Raw genomic sequence first — 20,322 nt, forward strand, 5'->3', positions numbered from 1 at the left:
AATTAACACCTATGCCGGATAGGCGAGCCCGGTATCGCGGGCCTCAGTCACTTAGCGCAGCTTTGGAAATCAGATATGTCACGTGAAATTCGCTTCAATGCCTTCGATATGAACTGCGTGGGCCACATCCAACAAGGCTTGTGGACCCACCCGCGCGACCAGTCGATACGCCACGGGGAGCTTCAATACTGGGTAGAGTACGCGAAAAGACTGGAGGCCGGGCTCTTCGACGGCATTTTCTTCGCCGACGTGGTGGGTGTCTACGACGTCTTCGGCGGCAACGCCGATGCCGCGCTGCGCAGCGCGGCCCAGGTGCCGGTCAACGATCCCACGCTGCTCATCCCCGCCATGGCGGCGGTGACGAAGCACTTGGGGTTCGGCGTTACGTCGAACCTGACCTACGAACAGCCGTTTCTTTTCGCCCGCCGCATGTCCACGCTGGACCACCTGACGGGGGGCCGGGTGGGCTGGAACATCGTGACCGGCTATCTCGACAGCGCCGCGCGCGCGATCGGCATCGACGGCCAGATTGCCCATGATGACCGCTATGACCTCGCCGACGAATATATGTCGCTGGTGTACAAGCTGTGGGAAGGCAGTTGGGACGACGGGGCGGTGCTGGCCGACCGGACTCGGGGGATCTACGCGGACCCGGCCAAGGTCCGGGTGATCCACCATTCCGGGCCTCAGTACAAGGTCGATGCCATGCATTTGTCCGCGCCCTCCCCTCAACGGACGCCTGTGCTCTACCAGGCGGGTTCGTCCACCCGAGGCCGAAAGTTCGCGGCGACCCATGCCGAATGTGTATTCGTGAACGGCCAAAAGAAGGAAGGCGTCAAGGAAATCGTGCGCGATATCCGGGCACAGGCCGTCCAGCTCGGCCGGCGCGCGGAGGATGTGAAGGTGTTCATGGGAGCCACCCTGATCATCGGCCGGACCGAGGCCGAGGCGCAGGAGAAGTTCGAAGAATATCGCAAGTATGTCAGCACCGAAGGCGCGCTCGCTCACGCGGCGGCCTCGCTGGGGATCGATTTCGCGAAGTACGACATCGACGAACCCATCGATACGGGCAAGAGCCAGGCCATTGTCTCGAACGTCGAAGCCATGACACGCGCCAGCGGCCCTCAATGGACCCGCCGCAAGCTCTTGGAGCAGATGGTCCTGGGCAGCCGGCAGACGCCCTGGGTCGGCTCGGCGGACCAGATCGCCTCGCAGTTGATCAGTTGGAGCGAAGAGGCCGACGTCGACGGATTCAACCTGTCGCGCACCGTGGTGCCCGAGTGCTTCGACGACGTCATCCAGCTATTGATTCCCCGGCTGCAGGAACGCGGCGTCTACAAGACCGGCTATCAAGAAGGCTGCTACCGGGAAAAGCTCTTTGGCCAGGCGCGCCTTCCGGCCTCCCATCCCGCGGCGAGCTACCGCAACCAGGGCGAATAGCGACGCCATGATCGACAAATCGACCTATCGAGACGCCATGGCCGGGCTGGGCGCGGCAGTCAGCGTGATTACGAGCGAAGGCAAGGCCGGCCTGGCGGGCTGCACCGTCTCGGCCGTCTGCTCCGTGACGGACGATCCGCCCACGCTCCTCGTGTGCATCAACCGCGCGAGCAAGAATAATTCCGTGATTCGCGAAAACGGCAACCTTTGCGTGAATGTACTGGCCGGCGACCAAAGCCATATCGCCATGCAGTTTGCGTCCAAGAACGTTTCCATGGAATCGCGTTTCGCGAGCGCCACCTGGGAACGCCTGGAGACCGGAGCGCCCGCACTGGTGGGCGGAGTGGCTGCCCTCGACTGCCAGGTAATGTCGACCAACGAAGTCGGCACGCACACCGTCTTTTATTGCGAAATCAAGGCCATCCTCAATATGGCCGGCCGAGAGGGATTGATGTATTTCGGACGGGATTTCCACCGCCTGCCGCCGGCCGCGCAGACTGTCCCCGCATAGCGCCGGCCTGACACCGCGGTCTTTTCCGGACAACCCCAACGTGACTGACCGATGGCGCGCGGAAGCGTCGCCACGGTCCAATTCGGATATCAGAATGCACTTCTACCCAGAGATTCAAATGCTCATTGCCGGCGCGTGGCGCCGGGTTCCCGGGGATCCGATCACAAACCCTTCGGACGGCACAGTCATAGGCTGGGTTCCGAAGGCAGGCGCGCAAGACCTGGACGATGCCGTCCAGGCTGCCGCGCGAGGCTTCGAAATCTGGAGGAAAACGGCTCCCGCGGCACGCGCCCAAATCATGCTCGGCGCCATAGCGCTGCTGCGCGAGCGCGCGCCGGAGATCGCCCACGCCATATCCCTCGAACAAGGGAAGACGCTGGCCCAGGCCAACGCGGAGGTGCTGCGCGGTTGCGATCTGATGACCTGGGACGCAAACGAGGGGAAGCGGCTCTATGGCCGCGTCGTCCCGGCCGAGCCGGGCATGCGGCATACGGTGGTTCGCGAGCCGCTCGGCGTCATTGCGGCCTTCACGCCGTGGAACTTCCCCATGAGCTCTCCCGCCAGAAAGGTGGGCGGCGCGCTGGCGGCGGGATGCTCCATCATCCTCAAGGCCGCGGAGGAGACGCCCGCGGGCGCGGTGCTTCTGGCAAAGGCCTTCATGGATGCCGGCTTGCCCGCTGGGGTGCTGAATGTCGTCTTCGGCGATCCGGCGATGATCTCGGCGCATCTGATCGCCAGTCCCGCCGTCCGGGGAATTACTTTTACCGGCTCGACTCCCGTGGGCAAACACCTGGCGGGCCTGGCCGCGCAATATATGAAGCCGGCGATCCTGGAACTGGGCGGGCATGCCCCGGTGGTGATCTGCGAAGACGCGGACCCCGACAAAGCGGCTCTGGCCTGCGTCAAGGGTAAGTTGAACAACGCCGGGCAGGTATGCGTCGCTCCAACCCGATTCTTCGTCCATGCTGACGTTTATCAGCCTTTCGTCGACGCCATGCGCCGCCACTCGTCCGCCATCAAGGCGGGCCATGCCCTGGATCCCGCCAGCGACATCGGTCCGGTAGTGAACCAGCGCCGATTCGACGCCATTCAGGGCCTGGTGCGGGACGCGGTGGAGCGTGGCGCCCATGTCGTATGCGGCGGCGATCCTTCGCCCGGCCCGGGCCACGTCTACCCTTTCACCGTGCTCAGCGATGTGCCGGACGACGCCCGGGCCATGAACGAAGAGCCTTTCGGCCCTCTGTGCCTGATTACGCGCGTGGACAGCGTCGACGAGGCGATCGAGCGCGCCAACGCCCTGCCCTACGGATTGGCGGGCTACGCGTTCACCAGGTCGGCCGCCAACGCCTACAAGTTGAGCGACGGTCTGGAAGTGGGAAACCTGGCGATCAACCACCTCGTGTCTGCCGTGTCCGAGACGCCGTTCGGCGGAGTCAAAGAGAGCGGCTACGGCCGGGAAGGCGGAATAGAAGGCCTTGAGTGCTATACGCAGGTCAAGAGCATCTCGCATTTGATGGATTGGGGCTAGGCCCCCCATCGTCGATAAGCGGTGAGCGTCGGCCACGTTCACCGTAACAACCGCGCGCAGGGACTGTCGAGGCGATAGGTATCGCCTTGAGGCCGGCGCGCGTCCAATCACAAGGGAAAACTTGGAGTTCTATCCATGCGAGCCGTCCACACATTGGCGTTTGCGCCAGTTCTTATGGTCCTTGTAGGGCCGTTCTTCCTGAATCGCGTTACTCCGTTCCTGCTGGGAATGCCGTTCCTGCTTTCCTGGCTCACGCTATCCCTCGTTCTGACTTCGATTGTGATGGCGATCATCTACTACTCCGACCAAGCAGCGGATTCCACCGACAAGGACGATCACACAAAATGAACAGCGCACTGATCTTTATTGCATTGGCTGTCGGGGTTGCCCTGTACCTCGGGATACGGGCAAGGCGGGGCAAGGACATGAGCCTGGAACAGTGGACGGTCGGCGGCCGGGGGTTCGGCGCCGCGATCGTCTTCCTGCTGATGGCCGGCGAAATCTATACGACGTTCGTGTTTCTGGGCGGCAGCGGATTCGCCTACGGCAATGGCGCGGGCGCCTACTACCTGCTGGGGTATGGAAGCCTGCCGTTCGTGCTTTCCTATTTCATCCTTCCCGCCGTCTGGCGGTATGCGAAGGAACGCCGGCTGCTCTCCCAGCCGGACTTCTTCGCCTCGAAATACAAGAGCAACGCCATTGGCGTCCTGGTCGCGGTTGTCGGTTTCATCGCGCTCATCCCCTACCTGGTCCTTCAGCTCAAGGGCTTGGGCATCATCGTAAGCATCTCGTCCTATTCGGCGATTTCGTCGCAACAGGGCGTGATCATCGGCGCAGTCGTGGTTGCCTTATATGTGGCGCTCTCGGGCGTCCACGGCTCGGCCTGGACGTCGGTCATCAAAGATGCGCTGGTCATGCTGGTGGCCGTTTTCATGGGGCTGTACCTGCCATATCACTACTATGGCGGTATTGAAAACATGTTCGCCGCAATCGAAACGGCCAAGCCGGGTTTCCTCGCCCTCCGGGACGTGGGCCAGAGCCCCACGTGGATGGTTTCGACGGTCGTCCTGTCCACGCTCGGCTTCTACATGTGGCCTCATATGTTCATGGCCGTGTACACCGCCAAGGGCGAAGGCGTGCTGCGCAAGAACGCATTCATCCTGCCGATCTACCAGCTAATGCTGCTGTTCATCCTGTTCGTCGGCTTCTCCGCCGTGCTCCAGGTGCCCGGCCTGAAAGGCGGCGATATCGATCTGGCGCTGTTCAAGATTGCCCTGCAGACGTTCGACCCCTGGTTTGTCGGCGTCATTGGCGCGGCGGGCATCCTGACCGCGCTGGTTCCGGGCTCCATGATCCTGATGACGTCGGCGACGCTTCTTGCCAACAACGTCTACCGGCCGATGCGTCCCGGCGTGGAAGACGCCCACATCGCCCGGGTCGCGAAATGCCTTGCGCCCGTCATCATGGCGGTCGCGGTCTGGTTCACGCTGGGAGGAGGAGACACGATTGTCGCGCTCCTGCTCATGGCCTACGCATTCGTCACGCAGCTTTTCCCGGTCTTCCTGGCCAGCCTGTTGCCGTCCAATCCCGTCACCAAGCCGGCGGCATTCGCCGGAATCACTGTCGGCGTTTCGACGGTCGCCTACGTGTCCCTGACCAAGCAGACGGTCGCCAGCATGTTTCCCTTTCTTCCGGCGGCGCTGAAGGACATGAACGTCGGCATCGTTGCGCTGGTGTTCAACCTGATCGTGCTGATCGCCGTGAGCGCCATGACGCGAGGCTTCTCCACCGCTGGCCGCGTGCCTGCCAACGCTTCCTCCTAACTTCTTGACTCTTGGGAACGCGGCGCCGATCGATACGAGCGGCGCCGCGGACTTACGCCTATGCGGAATAAGACACAGATAAGACGCATCGCCTATATCCAGTCGAGCTGGCATTCCGACTTGCTGGCGCATGCGAGGCTGGCCTTCTACGAGCGGATGTCGCACTATGGATGGCCGCTGAACAGAATCGACACCTACGACGTCCCCGGCGCTTTCGAGATTCCGCTTATGGCCAAGCGGGCCGCGCTCTCCGGCCGATACGATGCTATCGTCGGAGCCGCGCTGGTCGTCGATGGCGGCATTTACCGCCACGAATTCGTGGCGCAAGCGGTAGTCGATGGCTTGATGCGGGTCCAGCTCGACACGAATGTTCCTGTATTCTCGATGTCTCTCACCCCTCATCACTTTCACTCGCATTCCGACCACGAGAACTTCTTCTCCGATCACCTCAAGCACAAAGGCCAGGAGGTCGCGGATGCGTGCGAGGGAATGCTGGGCGCGTTGCGTCGATTCGAAACCGACCTTCCGCCGAACGATGCCAACAAAGAACCGGCGGGCGCCGCATGACCGATATCGACAATGGCAATGCCGGCACCCGGGCGCAAGGAGCACCGCGCCGCGAGCCGGACCGCTGGTTTCGGCCTTCCACCATCATCGCCATCGCCCAGCTTTTGGGGACGTCCTTATGGTTCAGCGCGAATAGCGCGGCGGCGGATCTCGCAAAAGCGTGGAATGTCACCGCGGCCGACATCGGCTGGCTGACAAGCGCCGTTCAGGCCGGATTCATTACCGGAACCCTGATCATGGCGCTCTTCGGCCTGGCCGACCGATATGCGGCCAGCCGGATCTTCGCGCTGAGCGCCGTCGTCGGCGCTCTTTTCAATGCTTGTTTCGCGCTCATCGCCCAGGGGTTGCCGGAGGCCCTGGTATACCGGTTCTTTGTCGGCCTTTCCCTGGCGGGCATTTACCCGCTGGGCATGAAGCTGATCGTAAGCTGGGAGCCAAGCCGGACCGGCGTGGCGCTCGCCCATCTGGTCGCCATGCTCACCCTCGGCACCGCCCTGCCGCATCTTCTGCGCGAGCTGGGCGCCGACCTGCCCTGGCAATCCATTGTGCTTGCGTCTTCCGCGCTCGCGGTAATCGGCAGCATCCTCATCTATACGCTTGGCGACGGCCCTTTCCTGCCCGGACGCGATAGGCGCCGCGATTACGGGAAGCGGCCGTCCGCCGCGGGATCGGGCGTCCTGGCGGCCTTCAAGGTCAGAGGCTTCCGCGCGGCCGCCTGGGGCTACTTCGGCCATATGTGGGAGCTTTACGCATTCTGGACCGTGGTGCCGGTCCTGGTGGCGCGTACCGGGCTCTCGGTGCTTTTTCCCGCTTTGGGAGTCCCGGGGATCTCCTTTGCCATCATTGCCGCCGGAGCGCTGGGGTGCGTAACGGGCGGCATGCTGACCCGGCGCTACGACAGCGCGGCGGTGGCCCTGGGAGCCTTATTCATTTCCGGCTTGGCGGGCGGCATTTTCGCCTTGTTCTGGCAGGTACTGCCCCCCGCCGCGACCTTGGCGCTGATGCTGGTCTGGGGGGCCGCGGTGGTTGCCGATTCGCCGCAGTTCTCCGCCCTGTCCGCCCGCAGTTGCCCACCGGATCTGGTCGGCTCGGCCCTGGCCATCCAGAACTCCATCGGCTTTGCGATCACGGTGGTGTCGATCGCCTTGACGGCTGCATTGCTCGAGCGCGTCGGCCTGGACGCCGTGTGGATTCTCGTTCCTGGGCCGGTGGTTGGATTGCTCGGGTTCCTGCTGACCGCGCGCAAGCGCCGGACCGGGCCGGTTTCCGGATAAACCGGGCGGGCGGTTCCGGGCTTGCCTATTCGAGCGTATTCGCCGCCCGCCGCCGCCCGCCAAGCTTCGGCAGCACGCGTATGTATATCAGTTCGCTCACCAGTTCCACCAGGGTCTGCGCGACGATGACGGCCGGCAGCAGCGGCACGGCGCCCGGGATCGCCAGGCCGAGCGGAAGGACGACCAGGGAGTTCCGCGTGGCCGTGCTGAACGCCACGGCCCTTGCCTGGTCCGCCGGCAGGCGCCAGAGGCGGCCGATTCCCCAGCCGATGGCCGGCGCAAGCACGGCGAATGCGAGGTAGACCGGAGCGACCGCCCTGACCTCCTCGAACGCCGGGCCAAGCCGGGGGCCGACGGCCGCGACGACGACGAACAGCACGAGCGCGGTCGCGGGCACGGGCAAGAGGCCGAGGAGGCTTGCCGCCGTGTCCATGACCCTGCTTCGGGCGGCGGCGGCCTGGACTATGGCCGCCAGTGCCAACGGCACCGCGATGAGCCATATGAACGCGTGGATGAAGGGGCCCCAGTGGACCAGGCCGGCGGCCTCCTCGCCGAGGAAGACGCCCAGATACACAGGCAGCAGGAGCATCTGCGCGGCCAGCAGGATCGGGGTCGCGGCGAGCAGCGGGCGCGCATCGGCCCGGCCAAGGTGCGCGAACGTCACCACGTAGTCGATGCACGGCGTCAGCAGCACGAGCAGCACGCCTGCCCTGGCCAGCGGCGCGCCGGGCAGCCAGGGCAGCAGGCACGCGACCAATAGCGGAACGGCGATGAAGTTCGAAACCAGCAGCGCGGCCAGGAACCGGAGGTTGGCCATGGCCCGGCGAAGCTCGGTCAGCGGCACTTGCAGGAAGGTCACGAACAGCATGAAGCCGAGCAGCGGATCGATGGCGGGCGCCAGCGCCGCCGACGCCGGGACGCGCCGGGCCAGGACCGCCGCGGCTGCCACCGCGCCAAAATAGACGGCAACCTGCCGCTGCTCCAGGAAGTCTCTTACGCGCTGTCGCGGCATGTCGGGGGGACGGGGCTGAGTAACGAGGGCCCAATCATAAGCCTTGCGCGGCCGCGGGATCGCCGCGGCGCTCATTGCCCGGCGCGTCGAGGGCGGGGGATAATGGCTGCCCTACCCCCATGCCGAAAGAGGATGCCGATGTCCCGTTGGACCTTTTACTCCGCCCCTGGTACCTGCGCGCTTGCCACCCATATCGCGCTGCACGAAGCAGGCGCCGAATTCGACCTCGTCAAGCTGGACTTCAGCGCCGGGCAGCAGCAAAGCGCCGAATACCTGCGCATCAATCCCAAGGGCCGCGTGCCGGCGCTGGCGACCGAGCTTGGCGTGCTGACCGAGACCCCGGCGCTGCTCGCGTTCGTAGCGCAGCGTTTCCCGGAGGCCGGCCTGGCGCCCCTGGACGACCCCTTTGCGTTCGCCCGCATGCAGGAACTGACGAGCTACCTGGCTTCCACCGCCCACGTGGCGCATGCGCACAAGCGGCGCGGCGCGCGCTGGGCGGACGACCCGGCCGCGCACGAGGCCATGCGCGCGAAGGTGCCGCAGGCCATGACCGCCTGCGCCGCCTACCTTGAATCGCAGATCGCCGGCCCGTGGGTGGCCGGCGACCGCTACAGCGTGGCCGACAGCTATCTGTACACCGTCGGTAGCTGGCTGGAGGGCGACGGCGTCGACATGGCGCAGTTTCCCAAGCTGACGGCCTATCTGGCGCGCGTCGGCTCGCGGCCGGCCGTGCAGCGCGCGCGGGCCGAGGCGAGTTGATTCCCTGAAATTGGCCAAAATGGGAAATTTGGGTAAAATGGCTTGACTGTCTCCTGGAGCATCGCCATGACTGCCCAAATCGCCTATCCCTTGACTTCCCTGCCGGTCGCGGCGGCTTCGTCCGTCAAAAAGGACGGATGGCGCGGCATGATGCGCGCGCTGGCCGCCGAGGGAAAATTGCTCATCACGAATCACAACCAACCCGAGGCCGTGATTCTTTCCACGGCGGAGTACACGCGCCTGGTCGAAGCGGCGCAGGCGGCCAGGAACGCATCGCCGGATCCTCTCGTGGAATTGCGCCGCCGCTTCGATGAACGGCTGGCCGTGCTTGCCGAGGACACCGCGGGCGACGCGCTGCGCTCGGCGATGCGCTCTCCCGGCCAGCTTGGCGGCCGGGTCAAGGCGGGCTCCACGTTCTGATGGCCCGGCCGGTCATTTATGTGCTGGCCGGCGTCAACGGCGCCGGCAAGAGTTCGGTCGGCGGCTACCTGCTCTCCCAGCAGGGCGCGACTTGGTTCAATCCGGATTCGTTCGCGCGGGCGCTGGTCCAGGAATTCGGCTACCAGCAAGAGGACGCAAACGCCGCCGCCTGGGGCGAAGGGGTGCGCCGTCTGGACGAAGCGATAGACAAAGGCAGGTCTTTTGCGTTCGAAACCACCTTGGGCGGCGATACGATCACGAAACGGCTACTTGCGGCATCGGCCTCCCACGACGTCCTGATTTGGTTCTGCGGATTGCGCGACGCCGAGCAGCATATCGCCCGGGTGCGCCAGCGCGTTGCGCAAGGCGGCCATGACATCCCCGAACCCCGCATACGCCAGCGCTGCCTGACGTCGGTGCGCAACCTGCTGGCGCTGATGCCGCGCCTGGCCGAATTGCGCGTCTACGACAACAGCCTGGAAGCGGCGCTGGGCGAAGCGATACCGGAGCCCCGGCTGGTGCTTCATCAGCGGGACTGCGGCGTGCTTTTCCCGGCCTCGCTGCAGGATGCGCTGGGGACGCCGGATTGGGCCAAGCCGCTGGTCGAGGCGGCGCTCGAAGACGCCGCTTGAGGCGCCCCGCCTGTCCCGGCCTTACAAGAACCCGATCCAGCGCCCCGCCACCAGGCAGCCCAGCCACAGCAGCAGCGATGCGCCGGCCTGCGCGCGCATGGCGCCGCTGGCCCTGCCCTGGTCCAGCACCCGGGCCCAGGCCCGGCCGCGGCGCACGGCCCAGGCGTTGAGCGCGCCCGCGCCCAGCAGGCCCATCTTGACGAGAAACGCGGGGTTCTGGAGGTATTCCAGCGGGCGGACGCCAAACAGCATTGCGCCGGTCAGCACCGCCAGCGCCAGGCCGGCCGCGGCGGTGCGCGCCAGCACGGGCGCGAGCACGGCCAGGGGGCCGGGCCTGAGCAGGCCCAGCAGGCGCAGGTCCAGGGGCACGATGGATCCGATCAGCAGGCCGATGGACCCGATGTGCGCGGCGTTCACCAGCAGGTACAGCGTGCCCGACCGCCGCAGCCAGATCGAGGGCGGCATGGCTTCGAGCTGTTCCAGGGCGAGCCGCAGCAGGTCGGGCATCGTCGCGGTCCGCGGTTCAGGGCTTCTGGATGCGGCCGGGATAGATATCGTAGGTCTTGCCGCCCACCTTGATCTGCACGGCCTTCATGTGCTTGTTGGTCGAGTCCCGGTCCCGGTTGCCGATGGCGGTGACCGTATCGCCGGGCTTGGCGGAGCCTTCGACGAACCCCGCTTCTTTCGTCTGGTTGGGATTGCCCAGCTCGACGCGCCAGACCCCGTCATCGGTCCGGACGTCCAGCCAGGGATGAGGCGGCGCGATCTGGACCTGCTGCACCGTGCCCTGCAAGGTCATCTGCTCGGACTCGGCCCACGACCAGCCGTGATGCGCCATGGCCGCCATCGGCGCGGCCGCCAGCCCGGACAGCGCCAGGCCCGCCAAATGCATGCGTAGGAAACGCTTCATGTCGATGCTCCTGAGTTGAGGTGGGCTCCCTTCCCCGCGCCCGGCGCCGGCCCCGCAGGCAAATACCCAGTTTCAGTGATTCACAAGTACCCGTCCGCACGATCTAATCCCCGGTGATGAAGATTCTGCAATCTGACGGGAAATGCTGACGCCGACGAACCATTGTGCCGCCCCGCCCGCCTCGTCCGCAACGCCGCAAGCGGATACCGACGTGCCGCTGCGCGATCTGGTGTACCGGCACTCCAGCGAACTGGAACGGCTGCTGGAAGCGCACGTGCAACGCATCGATCCCGGCCTGGCGCGGGCCTTCGGGCGGCATGCGCAAAGCTATCGCGAGCTTGGCCGTGCGAAATTCTCGTCCTGGCTGTATGGCGTGACCTTGCGGTTGCTGCGCGACTCGGTGGCCGCGGGACTCGCCGGGCAGCCGGACTTCGCCCTGCGGTTCCTGGGGGGATTCCCGCAGCCGTTGGCGCGGCCGATGATCACCCTCGCGCTGTCCAGCGTCAGCTATGTAGCCTGCGCCATCTACCTCTGCAAACCGGCTTGCGCCGCGCCTCGGGATATTTCCTTGCCCGCGGACTGGGAGGCGTGCGTGGCCCGGCACCTGCGATAAGCCAATTGTTTGGCCGATTTTTATTTTGAGAAATTACTTTAAATAGTTTACTTTAAGATTGATAATAAAATTATTAAAATCAATCAGTTATAGAGTATTCTTAATGTCGTTTCACGCAGGAGGCTTTACCCGGGCCAGGGGCTTCCTGCATTTTTTCGGGAAAACCCGAAGAAACTTTTCCCGAGTCGCGCCGGTCGCTTAAATGTTCAGGAGAGCGTCAGGCGCCGTGGCCGAACGGCGCCCTCGCCCATCCCCGCCGCCTACTCGGGAGCCCCGATGACACCGTTTCCTGCGCGTTCGTCCGCGAGTTCCATCCGTTTGCTCCTGGCGCGGCGGGCGCCTCATCCGGCCGGCGGCGCTTCCCGGCGCGCGCGGAGCCCGGGACGATGAACGGCGCATCGGACGCGGCGATGGGGCGGGCGCCGGCCGGCCTGTCGGTGATGGATGCGACGATGGTGCTGGTCGGGGTGGTGATCGGCATCGGCATTTTCGGCTTTCCGCCCCTGGTGGCGCAGCACGCCGGATCCGAGGCGGCGTACATCGCGCTGTGGTGCGCGGGCGGCTTCGTGATGCTGATCGGCGCGCTGTGCTACGGGGAACTCGGCTCGGCCTATCCCGGCGCCGGCGGCGAATACCTGTATCTGACGCGCGCCTGGGGCCAGCGCGTGGGATTGATGTTCGCCTGGGCGCGCTGCACCGTGATCCAGACGGGCGCGATTGCGGTGGTCGCTTTTATCTACGGCGATTATGCGCAGCGCCTGGCGCCGTTGGGCACGCACGGCCCCGCCCTGCACGCCGCGATCTCCGTGGCGGCGCTGACCGCGCTGAACGTGGCCGGCACCCGCTATTCGAAGCGCCTGCAATGGACGTTCACCATGCTGACGCTGGCCGCGCTGGCGGCGGTGCTGATCGCCAGCCTGTCCGCCACCGGAAGCAGCCCGCTGCGAGGCGGCGAGCCCACGCCGCTGACGGGCAATCCGGCCGGCCTGATGGGGATGGGCATGGTGTTCGTGCTGCTGACCTACGGCGGCTGGAACGAGGCGGCCTACCTGAGCGGCGAATTGCGGGAGCCGGCGCGCAACATGAGCCGGGTGCTGCTGATCGGCACCGCGATCGTCACGGGCGCCTATGTCTTGATCAACCTGGCGCTGCTTCAGATCTTCGGCCTGCAAGGGCTGCGCGATACGCCCGCGCTGGGCGCGGACGTCATGCAACTGGCGGCCGGCCCCTACGCCGCCGCCCTGCTCAGTTTGACGATCTGCGCCACGGCGCTCAGCACCATCAACGGAACCATCATCACCGGCGCCCGCGTGTATTGCGCGCTGGGCCGGGACGTTCCGCGCCTGCGCCCGCTGGCGGCCTGGAGCGCGCGCAACGACACGCCGGCCGTCGCGCTGCTGGCCCAGGGCGCGATCACCCTGGCCCTGGTCGCGCTGGGCGCGTTCAGCCAGAACAGCGTGCAGACCATGGTGGCCTATACGGCGCCGGTGTTCTGGATATTCATGCTGCTGGTCGCGGGATCGGTGTGGCGGCTGAGGCGCCTGGATCCCGACCGCCCGCGGCCCTTCCGCGTTCCCCTCTACCCGCTTCCCCCCGCGCTGCTGGCGCTGGCGTGCGCCGGCCTGGTGTATTCCAGCGCCGTCTACGCGGGGGCCGGCGCCCTGATCGGGCTGGCCGTCCTGGCGGCGGGCCTGCCCATGCTGCGCCTGCTCAAGCCGGACCCGGCGCGGCGGTAGCCGCGGCGTCTCCGGGCGGCCGGCCTTCCGAGTCCCCCTACGCAAGGAGCCTACATCATGCAGATCGCGATCCCCTCCCCATCGGCCCGCGCCCGGACAGGCGCGCTTCGGTTCCGCCAGGCGATGCTGGCCTCGGCGATGGCGCTGGCCCTGGCCTGCGCCTTCGGCGCCAGCGCCCAGCCCGCGCCGAAGGCGGCGCAGACCGCCGAACAGAAGAAGGAATATGTGCCCGACGTGGGCCAGGACGGCAAGGACGTCATCTGGGTGCCCACCCCGCAGACCCTGGTGGACAAGATGCTGGACATGGCCAAGGTCACGCCCAAGGACAGGCTGATGGACCTGGGCTCGGGTGACGGCCGCACCGTCATCACGGCCGCGCAGCGCGGCCTGCGGGCCCAGGGCATCGAATACAACCCGGACCTGGTCGAACTGTCGCGCCGCAATGCAGAACGCGCGGGCGTCGGCGACCGCGCCACGTTCGTGACGGCGGACCTGTTCGCCACCGACCTGTCGAAGGCGGACGTCATCACCATGTTCCTGCTGTCGACGATCAACGAAAAACTGCGGCCCAGGCTGCTGGAGCTGGCGCCCGGCACGCGCGTGGTCTCGAACACGTTCCGCATGGGAGACTGGGAGCCGGACGCCGAGGAAACCGTCACGCAGGATTGCAGCACCTATTGCACCGCGCTGCTCTGGATCGTCCCCGCCAAAGTGCAGGGCAAATGGGACGTGGGCGGGCAGACGCTGCAACTGGACCAGCATTACCAGAAACTGTCGGGCAGGCTGGGTTCGGTCCCGATCTCGGACGCGCGGCTGAACGGCACCGAAATCGCGTTCACGGTGAACGGCGTGCGCTACCAGGGGCACGTCAACGGCAGGACGATGAGCGGCCAGGCCGCCGGCCAGGGCAACTGGTCGGCCAAGCGCGCGTAGCGGGCTGCCGGGCGCTTTAGTGGTGGCGCCACGCCATCAGCGAGGCCTCCACGTGGGCGATTTCCTCGGCCGTCATGCCGGCCATGTCGTAGAACCGCCGGCGTTCCGCCACCACCGCGCGCACGTGTTCGAGTATTTCCCTGGCCGCGGCTTCGGAGCGTAGGCCGAAGCGCCGGTACTCGCTCAGGCAGTTCTGGAACGAGCTTTCCCGGCCGGCCGCGCCGATATGCAGGTAGTGCCTGGCGGAGCCTTCCTGCGTCACCACGTCGAACAAGGGAGACAGCCGGTAGCTGTGCGCGCGCTCGTCCTTCAGGAAGCCGACGTTCTTCAGGTGGTCGTCGGTATTGTGGACGGCGACGTTCAGGATCATGCGCGCGTACAGTTCCTTCAGGTCCTGCACCGGGTTCGACGACACGCGGCGGGCGACGTCGGCCAGCCGGGCGTAGGAATACGTGGCCTTGCCGCGCGGCCCGTCCAGTTCGCGCTTGCCGATCTGCACGGACGGGCTGATGAGCGCGGCCCCGCTCAGGAAATGGCGGCGCGCGACGACGGGCTCCGCGCCCTGCCCCGCGGGCAGCCGTTCGCGGTCGAAGCGGTGCGTCAGCAGGACCGCCCCCAGGTGCGTTTCGGCCAGACGGATGTCCGGCACGGTCAGGCCGATGGCCTTGGCCATTTGCAGGTTGGCGTATTCGACTCGCTGGCGGTCATAGGAATCGCCCTTGCGCGGAAACTTGGCGATCCACATTTCGCCCTGGTCGTCGCGCACGATGGTCTTGGGGCGCGCTCCGCCGATGTCCCAGGAACTGCCCAGGATGTCGCGGTACAGGCCCTTGGGCTTGACGCCCTGGTCGATGTCGGTCAGCAGGTCGGCCAGCGACTCGAGCTGGCCGATTTCGGGCAGGCGGTAGGTCTTGCGCATGTTCGGCGTGAGCTGCCGCGCGCTGAAGAACAGCGCGCCCACGCCCATGCCCCTGCCCTTGAGCAGGACTTCGTCTTCGGTGATGCGGGCGCCGGAGTTGTCGACGCGCATGACGTTGCGCCCCCAGGCGTCGGGCGCCGCATCGAAGATCGCGCCCAGTGTTTCGTAGCGGCTCTCGGTGCGGAAGGTGGTCCTGGCGTCGACCAGCGGCAGGTTCAGCGGATCCAGCGCGAAGGCGCGCGGATCGTCCGCGTAGGACTGCACGTAGGTGAATTCAGCGAAAAAATGGTTCTCGTCCGAGTCGTCCAGCGTCAGGATGCCGGCCAGCACCGCCTCGCCGCGGATGTCGATGTAGACGAACAGTTCGCTCTCGACCGATTTGTGTTTTCTGGTGGGTGCCATGTCCGGGGCCGGCGGCTATAGCCGGGAAGGATCGGCGCGATGCGAATGCAGCGCGCCGGCGCTGCCGCGGCTGGGCCGGCGCACCGCGTCGAGCCGCTTGCCGACGCCGTCCTGTTCGGGGTCGCCCAGCGCGAAGACCTGGTCCGCGAACCCGTACTGGAGCAAGGCTTCCAGGACGAGCGTCAGCGACACGCCGCCGTCGCCGCGTTCCAGGCGGGCGATGGTGGCGCGGGACACGCCCATGCGGCTGGCCAGCGTGGACTCCGTCTCGGCGCGGCGCAGCCGGGCGGTGCGGATGTTGGCGCCGATCCGCGCGAGCGCTTCGGCGGCGTCGAAACTGGGTTCGAGCTTCTTTTTCATGACTCAATAATAGTGCTTTACAGCAGAAATTGCACGATAAATGAGTCAAGAATTGGTCTAGATATGACTCATTAATGAGTCATATCCATATATTTTGCGCCATTAATGGAGCATTTTAGGGATTTTGCCTTACACCGTCACCGCCTGTTCCAGGCGCAGTGCGCCGCGCCCCGTATCCAGGGTGACGCGGGCGCCCAGCGGCAGGGTCAGGTTCGGATTGCCGTGGCCGCTGGGCCAGCCGGCCAGCACCGGGATCCCGCGCGCCCGGAATTGATCCAGGATCAGCGGGTACAGCATGCCCTGGGCCTGCGCGTCATCCATCTGCACGCCAAGGATGCGCGTGAAGTTGCCGACCAGCACGCCCTTCAGGCCGTCGAACTTGCCCGCGGCGGCCAGTTGGCTCAGCAGCCGGTCGACCCGGGGCAGCGCTTCGTTGACGTCTTCGATGAAGAGGATGGCGTCGCGGGTGTCGATTTCGTTGGGCGAGCCGATCAGCGCGGCGATCAGCGCCAGGTTGCCGCCGATCAGCCGTCCGGTCGCGGTTCCCGGCACGAGTTCGGTGGCGCTGGCGTCCGGCGGCGGTTCGATCCACGCTCCCTGCCCCACTTGGCCGCCGACCATGGCCAGCAAGTGCGATTCGGTGGGCTCGCGTTTGCCGGCCAGCAGGTCCTGCGCCAGCATCGGGCCGTGGAAGGTGACGAAGCCGGCGTGCCGCTGCATGGCCAGGTGCAGCGCGGTGATGTCGCTGTAGCCGATGAAGGGCTTGGGGTGGCGGCGCAACAGGCTGAAGTCCAGCCTGTCCAGCAGGCGCCACGAGCCGAAACCGCCTTGCAGGCACCACACCGCGCCGATGTCCGGCGAGGCGAAGGCCGCGTGCAGGTCGTCGAGCCGTTCGGCGTCGGTGCCCGCCAGGTAATCGTAGGGGGCGTCCAGCCGCGCGCGCGAGGCGGGCATGACCTGCGCCGCGAAACCGCGCGCTTCCAGCCATTCGGCGGCGAGATCGCTGGCGTCCGGCGCGGCGGATGCCGGCGCCACGATGGCGACGCGGGCGCCCGGCTTGAGCGCGGGCACCGCCGACGCGGCGGCGCCGGCGTGGGAAACCGGGGGCGCGGGCCGGACCGGCGCCGCCGGCTGCCGCGGGGAAACCGGCGCGCGGCTGGCGCATCCGCCCAGCACGGCGGAGGACAGCCCCAGCAGGCCCGCGCCGATGAGGAAGCCCCTGCGTCCGCCGTCCAGGTTCCGGTCCAGGCCGCCGCGCGAGTCCGCCATCGTCATTCCCGCCTCTCAGAACCGTTCGTAGGGCAGGCGGTAGCGCCATTGCCCCGCCGCCAAGCCCGCCATGGGCAGGCGCCCGATGCGGATGCGCCGCAGCGCCTGCAAGCGCAGGCCGGCGGTCTCGCATACGTATTCGATGAATCCCGGCGCCGGCGTCTTCAAGGCGAAGCGCAGATGGGTTTCGTTCTGCCAACTGACCTTCATGGGAACGGCGGCGCGGCCCTCGTAGGCCAGGCCGCGCTGCAGGCGCGCCAGATCGCCCTCTTCCAGGCGGCCCGAGACCTGGGCGACGTATTCCTGTTCGACGTGGCGGCCCTCTTCCACCAGCTTGCGGGCCACGGGATATTCCTGCGTATAGACCAGCAGCCCGCTGGCGGCGCGCTCCAGGGGAGTCGCCAGCCGCAGGCCGTTGAACATGCGCTTCAGGTAGCGCTGGCCGGACCGGTCGCCCGGCATCAGGTTCCCGGGCACGATCAGGTCGCGGGCGGACCCCGGTTCGTCATTGGCGTACAGGCCGGCGGGCTTGTGCACCAGAATGGTGACGGGGCGCGCCTCTTCCAGGCGCGCGCCCGGCAGGAGGCTGACGGCCTGGCCCGGCGCGACCCGGTATCCGGGCTCTTCCACCTTTGCGCCGTCCACGGCGATCCAGCCGCCCTCTATATAGCGTTCGGCGTCGCCCCGCGAGCAGGACAGGTCCGCGGCCACGCGCTTGGCCAGGCGCACGCTCTCGCTCATCGCCGCGCCGCCTTGGGCGAAGGCCCCGCGGGCCGGTGTGGATAGGAAAGAGCGCGAACGAACGGGTGCAGCGTCATGGGGTGTTGCCGGGGGGTGTTGCCTGAAAGTAACGCATCATAATTCATGGGCCTTGGTCCGGCGTCCCCGCTTCCACGGGAACCGGCGCGGGCGCCTCGTCGATCCAGGCCTTGAGCAGCGTCTGGGTCACGGCCAGGATCACCGGGCCGATGAAGAGCCCCACGATGCCGAAGGCGAACATGCCGCCCAGCACGCCCGCCAGGATCAGCAGCAGCGACAGGTTCACGCCGCGCTTGATCAGTATCGGCCGCAGCAGGTTGTCCAGGGTCCCGACCACCAGCGCCCAGACCAGCAGCACCGCGGCCGCCAGTTTCATGTCGTTCTGGAACAGCCAGGCCACGCCGCCCAGCATGGGCAGGAGCGGGCCCAGTTGCGCCAGGCACAGCATGACCATCAGCGCGGTCAGGATGCCGGCCGCCGGCACGCCGGCGATCCACAGGCCGATGCCGCCCAGCGCGGACTGCACGACCGCCGTGACCACGATGCCCAGCGCCACGGCGCGGATCGCCATCCCCGCCAGCCGGACCGCGGACATGCCGCGCTGCCCGGCCAGCCGGTTGAAGAAGCGCAGCACGAAGTCGGCGGCCACGTCTCCCTTGAAGTAGAGGATGCCGGCGATGATGACGGTGATCAGCATGTGCATGACGAACACGCCGACGATGGCGGCATGGCCCAGCAGCCAGCGCGCGGCGCCGGTGATATAGGGTTCCAGCCGCGCCAGCAGCCCGCCTGCCCCGGCGTCCGACAGCGTCTGCCATTCGGTTGCGATCCGCGGACCCACCAGCGGGATGCTGCGGATCCAGCCGGGCGGCGCCAGCAGCGTGTAGTCGGGCAGGCTTTTGATGGTGTCCATGATCGCCCCGCTGTGCAGCGCCAGCGTGGCGATGGCCTGGTACAGAGGCAGCACGATGACGAACAGCAGGAGGAACAGCATGGCGATGGTGGCGATCCAGCGGCGTCCGCCGCAACGGCGCTGTATCGCCAGCAGCACCGGCCAGGTGGCGACGACGATGGTGCTTGCCCAGATCAGGCCGGGCAGGAACGGCCGCAGGATGTAGAGACTGCCTATCATCAGCCCCGCAAGGATGACGATGATGAGCAGAATGCGGGCAATATCGGCTGATTGGCGTGGATTCACCCACTGCTCCTGACAGGGCTTTCCGCCCTGGATGGCGGCGCATGGCGGCCCGCGGGCGGCAGCCCGGGGCGATGCGCGCCGATGCGTTCCCGACGAATTTATCCGAAATCGGGTTCCGAACGCCAGCGCCTCGAGCGCCGGCGCTGGATTCAGCGCGCCCGCCGGCCGGCGCCGCGATCGGCGATCCGCCGGACCGGCCGCCTGCGCCACCACAGCCATATCCCGCTGATGCCCAGCGCGCCCAGCGCCAGCCCCAGCAGCGCAACGATCGCCTCGCCCACGGCGCCGCCCAATTCGCCCGTGTGCAGCGGATAGAGGATGGAGTTCACCCTGGCGCCGGGGTCGAGTTCGTCCCAGCGATGGACGGCGATCACGGCGGCGCTGCGGGGATCCAGCCAGACGGTGGTGCGTCCGTTGGGATGCGGATCGCCGGGCACGCGCAGGCGCACGGCCATCGGACGGTCGGTGCGCGGGGTATAGAGCAAGTACCCGATCGTGGCGCCGGGCTGCGCCGCCAGCGCCGCGGCCGCGAGTTCGTCCAGCGGCCGGATCGGCCCGCCGCCCGGCGGCAGCGCCGGCGCGACCACGCGCGTATGGCCCAGCGCGTAGGTGATCCAGTCGCCGATCGGACGCCACGCCAGGTAGGCGCCGGTGGCGATGCTGACGGCAAGCGCCAGCGCGAGGACGGCGCCCCCATTGCGGTGCACGTCGAACAGCGCGCGCAAGGCGCCTTTGCCGAACGCCATGCGCAGCGAAGGCGGCCACTTGCGGGGCCACCAGACGACCAGGCCCGACACGCACAAGCCGGCATAGGCCAGCGCCGCCCAGGCCAGCACCGCCTTGCCGGCCTTGTCGAGCATCAGGGCGCTGTGCAGGCTGAAGAGCGCGGCGACGAAACCTTCGTCGTCGCCGCGGCGGCCCTGTTCCCCGCCCGTCGCCGGATCCAGGAAGACGATGCCGCGCCAGGCGCCGCGCACCCTCGCCTGCAGGGTCTCGCCCGCCTTTCGCGGCGGCCGGAAGGTGATCGCGGCGTCCGCCCCGAACTCCGCGGCCAGGCGGCTGCGCAGCGATTCCAGCGGCGCGGCGTCCTGCGCCGGCGCGTGGCGCGCCACGAAGTACGCCGGGTGCAGCCATTGGTCCAGGGGCCGCGCGACCGCCAGCAGCGCGCCGGTCAGGCCGGACAGGATCAGGACCCCGCCCAGGCCCAGCGCGATCCAGCGATGGCAGAACAACCACAGACGGCGCGGCATGATCGTC

The 20,322-nt window shown here is 67.1% G+C and carries 22 protein-coding genes; 13 read left to right on the forward strand and 9 right to left on the reverse strand.

Annotated elements, in window-relative coordinates; genetic code table 11:
• Nucleotides 1-75 precede the first annotated feature (75 nt).
• The 7 genes from WHX56_RS19530 to WHX56_RS19560 all read left to right on the forward strand — a co-directional run bounded on the left by WHX56_RS19530 (nucleotide 76) and on the right by WHX56_RS19560 (nucleotide 7,143).
• Nucleotides 76-1,440, forward strand: coding sequence for an LLM class flavin-dependent oxidoreductase (locus tag WHX56_RS19530; RefSeq protein WP_338878717.1), 1,365 nt, complete (start codon nucleotides 76-78; stop codon nucleotides 1,438-1,440).
• Between the two features lie 7 nt (nucleotides 1,441-1,447).
• Nucleotides 1,448-1,951, forward strand: coding sequence for a flavin reductase (locus WHX56_RS19535; RefSeq protein WP_338878718.1), 504 nt, complete (start codon nucleotides 1,448-1,450; stop codon nucleotides 1,949-1,951).
• 94 nt (nucleotides 1,952-2,045) lie between these two features.
• Entirely contained in the window at nucleotides 2,046-3,479 is a 1,434-nt protein-coding gene (locus tag WHX56_RS19540; RefSeq protein WP_338878719.1) for an NAD-dependent succinate-semialdehyde dehydrogenase, read from the forward strand.
• A gap of 135 nt (nucleotides 3,480-3,614) precedes the next feature.
• Entirely contained in the window at nucleotides 3,615-3,827 is a 213-nt protein-coding gene (locus WHX56_RS19545) for a DUF3311 domain-containing protein (RefSeq protein ID WP_129238754.1), read from the forward strand.
• On the forward strand, nucleotides 3,824-5,302 hold the full coding sequence (locus WHX56_RS19550; protein ID WP_338878720.1) for a sodium:solute symporter: 1,479 nt from the start codon (nucleotides 3,824-3,826) through the stop codon (nucleotides 5,300-5,302). The genes WHX56_RS19545 and WHX56_RS19550 overlap by 4 nt, the downstream gene beginning before the upstream one ends.
• A gap of 60 nt (nucleotides 5,303-5,362) precedes the next feature.
• Nucleotides 5,363-5,869, forward strand: coding sequence for a 6,7-dimethyl-8-ribityllumazine synthase (locus tag WHX56_RS19555; RefSeq protein ID WP_129238752.1), 507 nt, complete (start codon nucleotides 5,363-5,365; stop codon nucleotides 5,867-5,869).
• On the forward strand, nucleotides 5,866-7,143 hold the full coding sequence (locus WHX56_RS19560) for an MFS transporter (RefSeq protein WP_338878721.1): 1,278 nt from the start codon (nucleotides 5,866-5,868) through the stop codon (nucleotides 7,141-7,143). The genes WHX56_RS19555 and WHX56_RS19560 overlap by 4 nt, the downstream gene beginning before the upstream one ends.
• A 25-nt stretch (nucleotides 7,144-7,168) precedes the next feature.
• Here the strand turns inward: WHX56_RS19560 and WHX56_RS19565 are convergent, their stop codons facing one another.
• A complete protein-coding gene (locus WHX56_RS19565) occupies nucleotides 7,169-8,155 on the reverse strand; it encodes an arsenic resistance protein (RefSeq protein ID WP_338881805.1) in 987 nt (328 codons plus the stop codon).
• A 138-nt stretch (nucleotides 8,156-8,293) separates the two neighbouring features.
• Here WHX56_RS19565 and WHX56_RS19570 point away from each other — a divergent pair, with 138 nt between their 5' ends.
• The 3 genes from WHX56_RS19570 (at nucleotide 8,294) to WHX56_RS19580 (ending at nucleotide 9,966) form a co-directional block, all read left to right on the forward strand.
• Nucleotides 8,294-8,914 (forward strand): glutathione S-transferase family protein, encoded by a 621-nt coding sequence (locus WHX56_RS19570; protein WP_129238749.1) that lies wholly within the window; start codon nucleotides 8,294-8,296, stop codon nucleotides 8,912-8,914.
• 66 nt (nucleotides 8,915-8,980) lie between these two features.
• Nucleotides 8,981-9,334, forward strand: coding sequence for a type II toxin-antitoxin system prevent-host-death family antitoxin (locus tag WHX56_RS19575; RefSeq protein ID WP_338878722.1), 354 nt, complete (start codon nucleotides 8,981-8,983; stop codon nucleotides 9,332-9,334).
• The gene (locus tag WHX56_RS19580; protein WP_338878723.1) at nucleotides 9,334-9,966 is read left to right on the forward strand and encodes an AAA family ATPase; all 633 of its coding nucleotides are present in this window, start codon (nucleotides 9,334-9,336) and stop codon (nucleotides 9,964-9,966) included. The genes WHX56_RS19575 and WHX56_RS19580 overlap by 1 nt, the downstream gene beginning before the upstream one ends.
• A gap of 21 nt (nucleotides 9,967-9,987) precedes the next feature.
• Here WHX56_RS19580 and WHX56_RS19585 read toward each other — a convergent pair whose 3' ends face one another.
• Together WHX56_RS19585 and WHX56_RS19590 are read right to left on the reverse strand one after the other, a co-directional pair.
• Nucleotides 9,988-10,473 (reverse strand): DUF6644 family protein, encoded by a 486-nt coding sequence (locus WHX56_RS19585; protein WP_129238746.1) that lies wholly within the window; start codon nucleotides 10,471-10,473, stop codon nucleotides 9,988-9,990.
• Between the two features lie 16 nt (nucleotides 10,474-10,489).
• On the reverse strand, nucleotides 10,490-10,876 hold the full coding sequence (locus tag WHX56_RS19590; RefSeq protein WP_338878724.1) for a DUF6152 family protein: 387 nt from the start codon (nucleotides 10,874-10,876) through the stop codon (nucleotides 10,490-10,492).
• Nucleotides 10,877-11,087: 211 nt separating this feature from the next.
• On the opposite strand from WHX56_RS19590, the gene WHX56_RS19595 reads away from it, so the two are divergent.
• The 3 genes from WHX56_RS19595 to WHX56_RS19605 all read left to right on the forward strand — a co-directional run bounded on the left by WHX56_RS19595 (nucleotide 11,088) and on the right by WHX56_RS19605 (nucleotide 14,158).
• Nucleotides 11,088-11,489, forward strand: coding sequence for a hypothetical protein (locus WHX56_RS19595; protein WP_338878725.1), 402 nt, complete (start codon nucleotides 11,088-11,090; stop codon nucleotides 11,487-11,489).
• Between the two features lie 386 nt (nucleotides 11,490-11,875).
• On the forward strand, nucleotides 11,876-13,225 hold the full coding sequence (locus WHX56_RS19600; protein ID WP_129238744.1) for an APC family permease: 1,350 nt from the start codon (nucleotides 11,876-11,878) through the stop codon (nucleotides 13,223-13,225).
• 57 nt (nucleotides 13,226-13,282) lie between these two features.
• Nucleotides 13,283-14,158, forward strand: a complete 876-nt coding sequence (locus WHX56_RS19605) for an SAM-dependent methyltransferase (RefSeq protein ID WP_129238743.1) — start codon at nucleotides 13,283-13,285, stop codon at nucleotides 14,156-14,158.
• Nucleotides 14,159-14,174: 16 nt separating this feature from the next.
• Here the strand turns inward: WHX56_RS19605 and WHX56_RS19610 are convergent, their stop codons facing one another.
• From WHX56_RS19610 to WHX56_RS19635, 6 genes are all read right to left on the reverse strand, one after another.
• Complete coding sequence (locus WHX56_RS19610) at nucleotides 14,175-15,479, reverse strand: HipA domain-containing protein (protein WP_338878726.1); 1,305 nt, start codon at nucleotides 15,477-15,479, stop codon at nucleotides 14,175-14,177.
• Between the two features lie 15 nt (nucleotides 15,480-15,494).
• Complete coding sequence (locus tag WHX56_RS19615; RefSeq protein ID WP_338878727.1) at nucleotides 15,495-15,839, reverse strand: helix-turn-helix transcriptional regulator; 345 nt, start codon at nucleotides 15,837-15,839, stop codon at nucleotides 15,495-15,497.
• 129 nt (nucleotides 15,840-15,968) lie between these two features.
• Entirely contained in the window at nucleotides 15,969-16,910 is a 942-nt protein-coding gene (locus WHX56_RS19620; RefSeq protein WP_338881806.1) for an LD-carboxypeptidase, read from the reverse strand.
• Between the two features lie 213 nt (nucleotides 16,911-17,123).
• Complete coding sequence (locus tag WHX56_RS19625) at nucleotides 17,124-17,849, reverse strand: RNA pseudouridine synthase (protein ID WP_129238740.1); 726 nt, start codon at nucleotides 17,847-17,849, stop codon at nucleotides 17,124-17,126.
• A 121-nt stretch (nucleotides 17,850-17,970) separates the two neighbouring features.
• On the reverse strand, nucleotides 17,971-19,065 hold the full coding sequence (ydiK, locus tag WHX56_RS19630) for an AI-2E family transporter YdiK (RefSeq protein ID WP_338878728.1): 1,095 nt from the start codon (nucleotides 19,063-19,065) through the stop codon (nucleotides 17,971-17,973).
• Nucleotides 19,066-19,214: 149 nt separating this feature from the next.
• Nucleotides 19,215-20,315 (reverse strand): PepSY-associated TM helix domain-containing protein, encoded by a 1,101-nt coding sequence (locus WHX56_RS19635; protein WP_338878729.1) that lies wholly within the window; start codon nucleotides 20,313-20,315, stop codon nucleotides 19,215-19,217.
• Nucleotides 20,316-20,322 lie beyond the last annotated feature (7 nt).

This window comes from Achromobacter veterisilvae, assembly GCF_037619525.1.
GTDB lineage: Bacteria > Pseudomonadota > Gammaproteobacteria > Burkholderiales > Burkholderiaceae_B > Achromobacter > Achromobacter veterisilvae.